Origin of the sequence: Kineococcus gurbantunggutensis (assembly GCF_050871925.1) — a bacterium.
Taxonomy (GTDB): Bacteria; Actinomycetota; Actinomycetes; order Actinomycetales; family Kineococcaceae; genus Kineococcus.
This window is the reverse complement of sequence record NZ_JBJLSG010000166.1, coordinates 1-10674: the sequence shown is the minus strand read 5'-3', so window position 1 is coordinate 10674 and position 10674 is coordinate 1. Positions and strand designations below refer to the sequence as shown.

At 80.2% G+C, this 10674-nt stretch carries 10 protein-coding genes; 3 read left to right on the top strand and 7 right to left on the bottom strand.

Annotated features, from left to right (window positions below; genetic code table 11):
- Positions 1-116: 116 nt before the first annotated feature.
- Positions 117-899, bottom strand: a complete 783-nt coding sequence (locus tag ACRYR7_RS21525; RefSeq protein WP_432574159.1) for an SDR family NAD(P)-dependent oxidoreductase — start codon at positions 897-899, stop codon at positions 117-119.
- 46 nt (positions 900-945) lie between these two features.
- Here ACRYR7_RS21525 and ACRYR7_RS21520 point away from each other — a divergent pair, with 46 nt between their 5' ends.
- A complete protein-coding gene (locus tag ACRYR7_RS21520; RefSeq protein WP_432574158.1) occupies positions 946-1203 on the top strand; it encodes a DUF2530 domain-containing protein in 258 nt (85 codons plus the stop codon).
- Positions 1204-1230: 27 nt separating this feature from the next.
- On the opposite strand, the gene ACRYR7_RS21515 is transcribed toward ACRYR7_RS21520, so the two are convergent.
- The 4 genes from ACRYR7_RS21515 to ACRYR7_RS21500 all read right to left on the bottom strand — a co-directional run bounded on the left by ACRYR7_RS21515 (position 1231) and on the right by ACRYR7_RS21500 (position 6681).
- Positions 1231-4431, bottom strand: a complete 3201-nt coding sequence (locus ACRYR7_RS21515) for a sacsin N-terminal ATP-binding-like domain-containing protein (RefSeq protein WP_432574160.1) — start codon at positions 4429-4431, stop codon at positions 1231-1233.
- Positions 4432-4532: 101 nt separating this feature from the next.
- Positions 4533-5408, bottom strand: a complete 876-nt coding sequence (locus tag ACRYR7_RS21510; RefSeq protein WP_432574157.1) for a DUF3027 domain-containing protein — start codon at positions 5406-5408, stop codon at positions 4533-4535.
- Between the two features lie 2 nt (positions 5409-5410).
- Positions 5411-5794 carry a cold-shock protein gene (locus tag ACRYR7_RS21505; RefSeq protein ID WP_432574156.1) on the bottom strand — a complete coding sequence of 128 codons (384 nt, stop codon included), beginning with the start codon at positions 5792-5794 and terminating at the stop codon, positions 5411-5413.
- 116 nt (positions 5795-5910) lie between these two features.
- Positions 5911-6681, bottom strand: a complete 771-nt coding sequence (locus tag ACRYR7_RS21500; protein WP_432574155.1) for an HAD family hydrolase — start codon at positions 6679-6681, stop codon at positions 5911-5913.
- A gap of 259 nt (positions 6682-6940) precedes the next feature.
- Here ACRYR7_RS21500 and ACRYR7_RS21495 point away from each other — a divergent pair, with 259 nt between their 5' ends.
- Entirely contained in the window at positions 6941-7573 is a 633-nt protein-coding gene (locus ACRYR7_RS21495) for a superoxide dismutase (protein WP_432574154.1), read from the top strand.
- Positions 7574-7643: 70 nt separating this feature from the next.
- Here ACRYR7_RS21495 and ACRYR7_RS21490 read toward each other — a convergent pair whose 3' ends face one another.
- On the bottom strand, positions 7644-8522 hold the full coding sequence (locus ACRYR7_RS21490; protein ID WP_432574153.1) for a LysR family transcriptional regulator: 879 nt from the start codon (positions 8520-8522) through the stop codon (positions 7644-7646).
- Between the two features lie 94 nt (positions 8523-8616).
- On the opposite strand from ACRYR7_RS21490, the gene ACRYR7_RS21485 reads away from it, so the two are divergent.
- Positions 8617-9825, top strand: a complete 1209-nt coding sequence (locus tag ACRYR7_RS21485; protein WP_432574152.1) for an MFS transporter — start codon at positions 8617-8619, stop codon at positions 9823-9825.
- Here ACRYR7_RS21485 and ACRYR7_RS21480 read toward each other — a convergent pair.
- Positions 9800-10435: a copper resistance CopC family protein gene (locus ACRYR7_RS21480; protein WP_432574151.1), complete on the bottom strand. Its 636-nt coding sequence runs from the start codon at positions 10433-10435 to the stop codon at positions 9800-9802. The genes ACRYR7_RS21485 and ACRYR7_RS21480 overlap by 26 nt on opposite strands.
- Positions 10436-10674: the final 239 nt, after the last annotated feature.

The window sequence follows — 10674 nt, the reverse complement described above, 5'->3', positions numbered from 1 at the left end:
GGGGGGGGGGGGGGGGGGGGGGGGGGGGGGGGGGGGGGGGGGGGGGGGGGGGGGGGGGGGGGGGGTGGGGGGGGGGGGGGGGGGCGGGGGGGGGGCGCCCGGCCGGGGCGGGGGCCTCAGCGGCGCCGGTGCACGTGCGCGGCGTCGGCCTGCTGCACCGGGCGCACCACCACGCGGTCCAGGTCCACGTGCGGCGGGCGCGTCACCGCGAAGGCGATCACCTCCGCGACGTCCTGGGCGCTCAGCGGGGTCACCCCCTCGTAGACCTTCGCGGCCGCCTCCGCGTCGCCCAGGCGCACCACGGAGAACTCCGTCTCCACCATGCCCGGGGCGATCTCCGTCACCCGCACCGGCTCGCCCAGCATCTCCTGGCGCATCGTGCGGCACAGCGCGTTCACCGAGTGCTTCACCGCCGTGTACCCGCCACCGCCGGGGTACGTCTCGAACCCGGCGATCGAGCCGAGCACCACCACGTGCGCGTCCCCGCCCCGGCGCATCGCCGGCAGCAGCGCCTTGTGCACCCGCAGCACGCCCAGGACGTTGACGTCGTACATCCGCCGCCAGCCCTCGACGTCGCCGTCCTCGACCCGGTCGGTGCCGAACGCGCCGCCGGCGGAGTGCACCACCACGTCCACCTCCGGCACCGCCGCGGCCAGCGCCGCCACCGAGGCGTCGTCGGTGACGTCCAGCGCCAGCGCCCGCCCGCCCACCTCCCGGGCCAGCTCCTCGCAGCGCTCCACCCGTCGCGCCGCCGCCACCGTGGCGAAGCCCGCGGCCGCCAGCGCCCGCACCGTCGCCGCGCCGATGCCGCTGCTGGCGCCCGTCACCAGCGCGGTGCGCCGGCGGGGCGAGGGGTCGGTGAGGGCGACGGCGGGGGAGGGGGACGTCGAGTCGGCCATGGCGCCATCCCAGCAGACCCGTGCCCGCACCGGTCACACTGGGGGCGTGCCGCTGTACCTGCCCCCGTCGAGGGCCAAGCCCCCGCCCCCGCCGCTGCGCACCGACGACCGCCGCCCCGTCCTCGTCGGCCTCGCCGTGTGGGGCGTGCTGCTCGTCGTCGCGCTCGTGGTGCCCGAGGTGCGCGCGACCGGGGAGGGCCGCTGGCTCGGCTCGTGCATCGCCGGCCTGGCGCTGGGCCTGGTCGGCCTGGCCCACGTGCACCGCCGCGAGCGCCGCGCGCAGCGCGAGCGCGCCGACCACTGACCCCGGCCGACCACCGCGACGGCGGGTCTAGCCGGGCAGCTCCTCGGCCAGCAGCCGCGCGCGCCCGCCCGCGTCGGCCACCAGCAGCGCGGCCACCGCCCGCCGCAGCGCCCAGCGCCCGGCCACCAGCGCCAGGCCCGCCGCCGCGCCCGCGGGCCCGCGCGCCAGCACGGCCGCGTCCGGCGGCCCGTCGCCGGGGCGCACCCAGAACTCCACCGCGCGCCCGTCCACGCGCAGCTCCGGCGCCGACCACCACGCCGGCGGGCACCCCGGCAGCAGCGCCGCCGCCTCCACCGGCACCCCGCGCCGCTCCACCGGCCCCGCCGCGACGACCCCGCCGGCGCGCTCGGAGGCCAGGTCCAGGTCCAGCAGGTCCGCGACCGCCTCGGCCGCCCGCGCCGGCACCAGCAGGCGCGGACCCAGGTCGGTGCGCTGCGCCCAGCACGGGTCGTCGGCCACCACGACCGCGTCGGCGCGCGCCCGCACCGGGCGGCCCTGCGCGTCCAGCGCCGCCAGCACCGCCGGCGGCGCCCCCGGCGGCAGGTCCGCGGCGTGCTCGGCCAGCAGCGCCCACGCGCGCAGCAGGTCCGCCACCGGCACCGCGCCGGTCCCGGCGCCCCCGGCGGCCGCGTCCAGCAGCGCCAGGGCGTCGTCGGCGCCCGCCGCCGCCAGGTCCTCCAGCACCCCCAGCGCCGCGCGCACCGCCGGCGGCAGCCCGGCCGCCCACGCGGGCGCCGCCGGCAGCCACGCCGGCGCCGCCGCCCCCGGGGCGCGGCTGACCGGCGGCAGCGGCCCGCGCCGGCGCAGCCACCACGCCGCCGGGCCCGGCCGGGCCCGCCCGCCCAGCGACCACGGCCGCCCCAGGGCCGCCGCCCCGGCCGGGTCCGCGGCCAGCGCGCCCAGCACCGCCGGCCACTCGGCGCCCACCAGGTCCAGGTCCGGCACCGCCCACGCGTCCTGCACGACGGTCGCGGCCGGGCCCGGGCCGTCCCCCTCGCCCGGGGAGGCGTCCAGCACGTCGCCCCACACCTGCTCGGCGTACTGCGCCAGCCCCGCCAGGCCGCGCTCGACGGCCTCGTCGACCTCCTGCTCGTCGGCCAGGTCCAGCGCGCCCACCGGCACCGCGACCAGCCCCGCGAGCACCCCGGCCGCCCGCAGCACCGCCGGCCCCCACACCCGCAGCAGCTCCGGGTCCACCTCGGCCACCGCGTCCGTGTCCAGCGCGCGCGCGGCGAGCGTGCCCGGCAGCACCAGGGCGCTCGCGGGGGCGAGCTCGCCGTCGGCGTCCGGCAGCGCCAGGTCGCGCAGCACCGGCACCTCCCGCGCGACGCGCGCCACGGCCGCCTCGTCGACCCCCTCGTCGACCCCCTCGTCCACGCCCTCGCCGGCGCCGTCGTCCGGCCCGCCGGTGACGACGGCCGCCACGACGCCCAGCACCGCGTCGGCCAGCGCCTCGGGGTCCTCGGCGTCGGGGGAGGCGGCCACCGCCGCCGCCAGCGCCGGGTCGGTCAGCAGCGCCCACGCCCCGCCCTCGCGCGCGCCCAGGCGCACCAGCAGCTCCCCGGCCGCGCCCGACGCCGCCTCCGGGTGGGCCACCCGCAGGCCGTACCCGGCCAGCAGCCGCGCCGCGCCCGCGTCCAGCGCGTCCGCCGCCGCCGCGTCCAGGACCACGACGCCGCGCGCGCCGTGCACGGTGCGCCCGTCCAGCAGCGGCACCGGCAGGCCGGACATCCCCTCGCGCGCGGACGCCTCCGCGGCCAGCGGCAGCAGCGCGGCGAACAGCTCGCGCGCCGCGCCGGGCGGGCCGCCGCCGGGCAGCAGCTCCAGCGCGTCGGCCAGCCCGACGCGCACCACGCCCAGCTCGGTGAGCAGGCGGTCCACGGCGCGCGGCGCCGCCACCAGGCCCGCCAGCGAGGGCGCCAGCGCCGCCAGCAGCCGCGCGTCCTCCGCGCCCGCCCCGCGCAGCGCGATCGCCGAGGCCGGCCGCAGCAGCACCCGCCCGGCGCCCGGCCCCTCCAGCCCCTCCAGCCCCGTCGGCTCGGCGGGCGCGTCCTCCACCGCGGGCAGCAGCGGCAGCTCGCGCGCGCGGTGCAGCACCCGCTCCCGCAGCTCCGCGTCCAGGCGCCCGGCGGGCACCCCGTGCGGCAGCAGCGCCAGGGCGTCGCCGCCGTCGGCGGCCACCTGCACCAGCAGCTCGCCGTACGCCTCGGCGGCGGCGTCGAGCACGGCGTCGGCGGCGGGCCCGGGCACCACCCGGCGCCGGTCCGGCCCCAGCGGCAGGGTCGCCACCAGCACCGCCGGCCACGGCAGCTCCTCGTCGGTGGGGGTGGGGGCGCACAGCACCCCCGGCCCGACACCCGCGACCGGCGGCGCCGGGCCGAACCCGGCCGGGTCGAACCCGGCCAGGTCGAACCCGGCGGGGCCCGAGCCGGCGGGACCGGGCGCGGGGGTGCGCGGCAGCGCCCACGCCAGGTGCCAGGCGGCGCGCTCGCGCTCCTCCACGCCCCGCCCGGCCAGGGCCGCCGCGTCGTGGCGGCCGGAGCGGCGCACCACCCGCCAGCGCTCCTGCGCGTCGCGCAGCACCCGGGCGGGCTCGCCGGGGACCTCCACGACGACCTCGTCCAGCGCCGGCAGCGCCAGCAGCAGCACGTCGTCGGCGGCGGTGAGCAGCCCGTGCACCAGCTCGCGGGCCGCGGCGTCGCGCAGCGGCAGCTCCACGACGGTGTCGAAGCCGGCCGGCGGGGGCTCGGCGGCCACGGCGAACGGCAGCCGCAGGGCGGGCACGTGCCCGCCGCGCCGCTCCACCTCGGCCCGCAGCCCCTCGCCGCCGGGCCAGGCGGCCGCCTCGCGCACCAGCTCCGCGGTCGCGGCGCGGGAGAAGGCGACCGCGCCGGTGGTGGAGGACACCACCGGCGCGTCGGTGACCGCCAGCACCGCGGAGAAGCCCACGCCGAAGCGGCCCACGACGTCCCCGCCGGGGCCGCGCTTGGCCGAGGCGCGCAGCGTGGCCAGGCCCTGCACCCCGGCCGCGTCCAGCGGGGCGCCGGTGTTGGCGGCCAGCAGCCGGCCGGGCCCGCCGGCGGGGTCGCCGCTCAGCCGCAGCAGCAGCCGGCCGGGCACGCCCGCGGCGGCGGCCGCGTCCGCGGCATTCTGCGCGAGCTCGACGACCAGGCGGTCGCGGTAGGCGCCGAGGGCGGCGTCCTCCTCGGCGTTGGCGTCCTCGCGCAGCCGCGCCGGCGAGGCCGCCCACGCCTGCAGGACCCGCCGGCGCGTCGCGGCGGTGCCGAACGGGTCGGCCGCCGCCGGCCCGGGGCGGTCCGGGGCGCGGTTCAGGACGCCGGCACCGCTCCGGGCGCGGCGCCGTCCCCGTCGCCGGTCCCGTCCCCGCCCGCGGCGCCGCTCGTGCCCGCGCCGGGCTGCTCGTCCGGCTCGAGCAGGTCGAGGGCGTCGACGGCGAGGTCGTCCACCAGCGGCGCGCCGGGCACCTCCGGCTCCACCTCCACGTCCGTCTCGCTGTGCGCGCCGCAGCCGTGGTCGGCGCTGACGACCCGCCCGTCCTCGGGGGACCACTCGTTGGCGCACACGCCGAAGAGCTGGCGCAGCGGCCCGGCGACCAGCAGGTAGAACCCGCAGGTGGAGCACTGCGCCTTGGCGTTCTCGGCGACCTCGCTGCGCGGGCCGCGGTCGCCGTCGTACCAGCGGCGCGCGGCCTCGTCCCGGCCCTGCGGGGACAGCACCCGCTCGCGGCCCAGGCCCAGCTCCCACAGGGCGACCGCGTCGGTCTCCTCGTCGCCGGTGGCCTCGAACCCCTGCTCCAGCAGCGGGTCGTGCTCCTTGCGCGGCAGCGTGTCGCGCGGGCCGACGTCGCCGGGGGCGATGCGCTCGGCCCACGGCAGCCACTGCGGCGGGCGCAGCGCGTCGTCGCCCGGCAGCAGGCACACCTCGCTGACGGTGACGTTGCGAGCGCGGGAGGCGCGCGTCAGCGTCACCGTCCACTGCCAGCCGCGGTAGCCCGGCAGCAGGCACTCGAAGGCGTGGCTGACGACGCGGTCGCCCTCGGCGACGGCCCCCAGGTGCTCGCCGACGGTGCCCTCGTCGGCGACCTCCTCGGCCGCGGTGCGGGCCAGGTCCACGGCCGCGGCCGTGACCGCGTCCAGGACGGGCTTGCGCGCGCGTCGCGGGCGCGCCGCGGTGCTCTCCGCCACCCTCAGGCCTCGAGGTCGTCGGCGACGGCGCGCAGGACGGTGGCGACCTTGCGGGCCCCGCCCTTCTCGGGGTAGCGGCCCCGGCGCAGGGAGCCGGAGACGCCGTCGAGCAGCTTGATGAGGTCCTCCACGATGACGACCATGTCCTCGGGCTTCTTGCGGGTGGCGCGGGCCACGGAGTGCACCGGGTCCAGCAGGCGCACCGACAGCGCCTGCGTGCCGCGCTCGCCCTGCACGACGCCGAACTCCACGCGCGCGCCCTTGGCGAGCGTCGCGGTGCCGGCGGGCAGCGCGGAGGCGTGCACGAACACCTCCCCGCCGTCCTCGGCGGCGAGGAAGCCGAAACCCTTGTCGGCGTCGAACCACTTGACCTTGCCAGTCGGCACGGGAACCTTCTCGTGTGAGCGTCGGGCGCGGCGCGTCGGCCGCGGCCCGGGGTGAGCGTCGGGTGTCTGCGGGCCGTCGCGCCGCCGCGGGGGCGCGGCGACGGCCGTCCCCCAGGTTAACGGGGCGCGGGGACGTCGCCTTCCCCCGCGCCCGCGGCGGCCGCCAGGTCGGCCGCGTGCCGGGCCAGCCAGGCGGGGAAGGCGCCCAGGCCGTCCAGGACGACGTCGGCGCCGGCCGCGCGCAGCGCGTCCGCGTCGTGCGCGCCGGTGGTGACGGCCACGGCGACGGCCCCGGCGACGCGGGCGGCCCGCACGTCGCCGGGGTGGTCGCCGACGTAGGCGGTGGCGCCCAGCGCGGCCAGCCGCGGGCCCTTGCGCTCGGCGAACAGGTCCCCGGCCACGTCGCCCGGGAGCACCGCGCCGTCCAGGCCGGCCGCGGCCAGCACCCGGTGCACGTTGGGGGTGTGCTTGGCGCTGACGACGACGCTGCGCCCGCCGTGCGCGGCCGGCGCGGCCAGCGCCGCGGCCGCGCCGGGGTAGGCGCGCACGCCGGGCACGCCCAGCGAGGGGTACAGCTCCCGGTAGCGCGCTGCGAGCTCCTCCACGCGCCCGGGGGAGGTGCCCGGGGCCAGGCCGGCGACGATGAGCTCCAGCGGCATGCCGGCCCAGGGCCAGACGTCCTCGGCCGTGACGTGCACGCCGGCCTCGGCCAGCACCGCCCGCAGCGTCGCGGCGATGCCCTCGCTGGAGTCCACCAGCGTCATGTCCAGGTCGAAGCCGACCACGGGCGCGCCCGGGGCGGGCGCGGTCGCCGGGACGGGCGGGGTCGCGGTCGCGGGGGTCCCCGCGGGGCTCGGGGCGGGGTCGGTGGCAGCCGGGCGCGTCACGCCTCCACCCTGCCAGGCGCGGCCGGGCCCGGCGGGCACCCCGGCCGCCGCCGCGGCGGCCTCCGGGACCGGTGTCGGGACCCGGCCCCCCGCCCCCGCGCCGTGATCGCCGGGTGGGATGCTGCCCGCGGCCGGTTGCGCGGTCCGGTGGGCTGCGCGAAGGTCGACCGCGCGGGTGCAGCAGCCGCCCCGGGGCTCCCGGGCCGCCGTCCGCTCCGCACGAGGACCCAGGTGAAGGACGAGGAGACGACGAGACGACATGGCTGACTACGCGCTGCCGGACCTTCCGTACGACTACTCCGCGCTCGAGCCCCACATCTCGGGGACGATCATGGAGCTGCACCACGACAAGCACCACCAGGCGTACGTCACGGGCGCCAACACGGCCCTGGAGAAGCTGGCCGCGGCCCGCGACGCCGAGGACCTGGCGACCGTGAACCTCCACGAGAAGAACCTGTCCTTCAACCTGGGCGGGCACGTCAACCACTCGGCGTTCTGGCCGAACCTGTCCCCGGACGGCGGCGACAAGCCGGTCGGCGACCTGGCCGCGGCCATCGACGAGCACTTCGGCTCCTTCGACAAGTTCCGCGCGCACTTCGCGGCCGTCGCGGCGGGCGTGCAGGGCTCGGGCTGGGCGATCCTGGCGTGGGACTCCGTGGGCCAGAAGCTCATCAACGTCCAGCTGTACGACCAGCAGGGCAACCTCGCGCTCGGCCTGGTGCCGATCGTGCTGCTGGACGTGTGGGAGCACGCGTACTACCTGGACTACAAGAACGTGCGCGCCGACTACGTCAAGGCGTGGTGGAACGTCGTGAACTGGGCCGACGCCGCCCAGCGCTTCGAGCGGGCCCGCTCGCAGACCGCCGGCCTGATCGTGCCGCTGGTGCCGTGACGGCCCGCTGAACCCCGGCAGGGGCGGTCCCCGCGCGGCGGGGGCCGCCCCCGTCCGCGTCCGGGGCCGCTCAGGCCGGCGCGCGCTCGGCCAGCAGCGCCAGGAACGCGCGCGCCGCCGCGGAGGCGCCGGCGCCGCCGTGCACGGCGCACACCCGGCGCACGGGCGCGTCGACCACGGCCAGGGCCCGCACCCCCTCGGCGGTGCGCGCGCTGGCGGCGGGCAGCAGGGCGACGCCGGCGCCGGCCCGCACCAGCTGCAGCAGGAGCGCGGCGGAGGAGCTCTCGACGACGACGTCGCGGGCCAGGCCCGCCGCGGCGAAGGCCTCCTCGCACTGCCGCCGCCCGCTGGTGCCGGCGGGGAAGTCCACCCCGGGGCGGGCGGCCACCTCCGCCAGGCGCACGCGCGAGCGCCCGGCCCACGGGTCGTCCGCGGCGACGACGGCGGCCAGCGGCTCGGTGGAGAGCACCTGCACCGAGACCCCGGGCAGCGGCTCGGTGAGCGCGGTGCCGGTGAACCCGACGTCGAGCGTGCCGGCGGCCACGGCGGCCACGGTCTGCGCCGAGCCCTGCTCCACGACGCGGGCGCGCACGCCGGGGTGCCGCTCGCGCAGCCGCACGAGGAGGCCGGCCAGGTCCACGTCCGCCAGCGTGGGGACGGTGCCCACGCGCAGCGGTCCCTCCACGGCGCCGCCGGCGGCGGCGACGTCGGTGCGCAGCCGGTCCAGCTCGGCCAGGACGGCGCGGGCGCGCGGCAGCAGCGCCTCCCCGGCAGCGGTCAGCCGCACGCTGCGGCTGGTGCGCTCGAACAGCGCCGCGCCCAGCTCGGCCTCCAGACGGGCCACCTGGTGGCTGAGCGCGGACTGCGCCAGGCCGACCTCAGCGGCGGCGCGGGTGAAGTGCAGCGTCCCGGCGACGGCCAGGGCGCACCGCAGCTGCAGGGGCGTCACCGCGGCGACGCTACCGGACCGATCGCGTCCTTCGATCGATCGGCGCTCACCGATCGCTTGGACGCGGGTGCGGGTGCGGAGGCACGCTGGGCGCGTGCTGACCCGCCCCCTGCTGCTGCTCATGGCCGTCGCCACCGGCCTGACCGTCGGAGGCAACTACGTCAACCAGCCGCTGCTGGACACCATCGCCGCCGACCTGGGCGTGGCGCAGGGCCGCGCCGCGGTCCTGGTCACCACCGCGCAGGTCTCCTACGGGCTGGGCCTGCTGCTGGTCGTGCCGCTGGGGGACCTGCTGGAGCGGCGCCGGCTGCTGACCGCCCTGGCGCTGCTGGCCGCGGCCGGGCACGCGCTGTGCGCGGTGGCCGGCTCCTTCCCGCTGCTGCTGGTGGGCACCGCCGTCGCCGGGCTGTTCTCGGTGGCCGCGCAGGTGCTGGTGCCCTTCGCCGCCGAGCTGGCCGAACCCGGCCGGGAGGGGCGCGCGGTGGGCACCGTGATGAGCGGGCTGCTCGTCGGGGCGCTGCTGGCGCGCAGCGCGTCCGGGGCGCTGGCGGACCTGACGGACTGGCACGTGCCCTACGCCGCGGTCGCCGCCGGCCTGGTGGTGCTGGCCCTGGTGCTGCGCCGGCGGCTGCCGGTGAGCGTGCCCGAGCGCGTGGGCGGCTACGGCGCCACGCTGGCCTCCACCGCGGCGCTGGTGCGCGCCGAGCCGCGCCTGCGCACCCGGGCGCTGCTGGGCGCGGTGGCCTTCGGCGGGGTCTCGGTGCTCTTCAGCACGATGACGTTCCTGCTGGCCGGGGAGCGCTTCGGCCTCAGCGACGGCGCCATCGGCCTGATCGCGCTGGTGGGCGCCGGCGCCGCGGCGGCGGCCTCGCTGGCGGGCCGGCTGGCCGACGCCGGGCGCACCCAGCTCGCCACGGGCGCCGGGGCGCTGGTGCTGCTGGTCTCCTGGGCGGCGCTGGGCCTGTCGTCCTCGGGGCCGCTGACGTCCCTGGCGCTGTTCGTGGCCGGCTTCGCGCTGGCGGACCTGGGCCTGCAGATGGTCCACGTCTCCAACCAGAACGTCGTGTACCCGCTGCGCCCGGACGCGCGCGCCCGGCTGAACTCCGCCTACATGACGACGTACTTCGCCGGGGGGGCGCTCGGCTCGGCCGTGGGCTCGGCGGCGTGGATCGCCGGCGGCTGGGGCGCGGTGACGGTGGCCGGGGCGGCGTTCGCGCTGGCGACGCTGGCGCTGTGGCTGCTCGACGTGCGCCTGGAGCGCCGCGCGGCGCGGGGCCTCAGCCCCGCCGCCGCCGCGCGATGACCGCGCCGGCGCCGGCGAGCAGCGCCACGGCGGCGACCACCACCGCGGCCGTGGTGCCCCCGCCGCCGCCTTCGGCGGCCGGGGCGGCCTCGTCCGCCGTGGCGGAGGGCGCCGCCGAGGGGGGCAGGGACGAGGACGAGGGGTCCACGTCCGGGGTCGGAGCGGCGGTGGAGCCGGCCGCGGCGACGGCCCGTTCGGCGTCGAAGGTGAAGGAGCCGGAGATCGGGTGCCCGTCGGAGGAGGTCACCCGCCACTGCACCTCGTAGGTGCCGGCGGGGCGCTCGCCCGTCAGGGCCTGAGCGACGGTCTCGTCGACCACCTGCGCCTCCCCGGTGGAGACCACCCCGGTGGGGCCGGTGACCTGCACCTGCGTGCCCAGGCCGACGGGGGCCGCGGACATCGTCAGCACCACCCGCTCCGGCGCCTGCGGCAGCACGGCCCCGTCGGCGGGGTCGCTGGACAGGAGGCGGTCGTGGGCCGCGGCGGCCGGCGCCAGGGCGAGCGCACCGCCCCCCGCGGCGCCCAGCGCCAGGGCCAGGGCGGCCGCGGCGCGCGCGGCGCGGTGCGCGGGGCTGGGGGTGGCGGGCTCGCGGCGCGGGGTGGTCGGCACCGGCCCAGCCTACGAACCGCCAGCCGCCCCGCCGCCGACGCCCGCGTGATCGTTGCACTGAGCACCTTGACGCCACCGGGTGCACCCGCTTGAGTGCACTCCGTCGCCACCTGTGCTCCAGGTGAGGCACGTCCCCCGTTCACGCCCCCTGGAGGCCTGCGTGGTCGTCCGACCCCCCTCGTCCAGCACCGGTGACGGCCGCGGCGGTCCCCGCCGGCGGCAGCGCCCCCCGGCGCCGG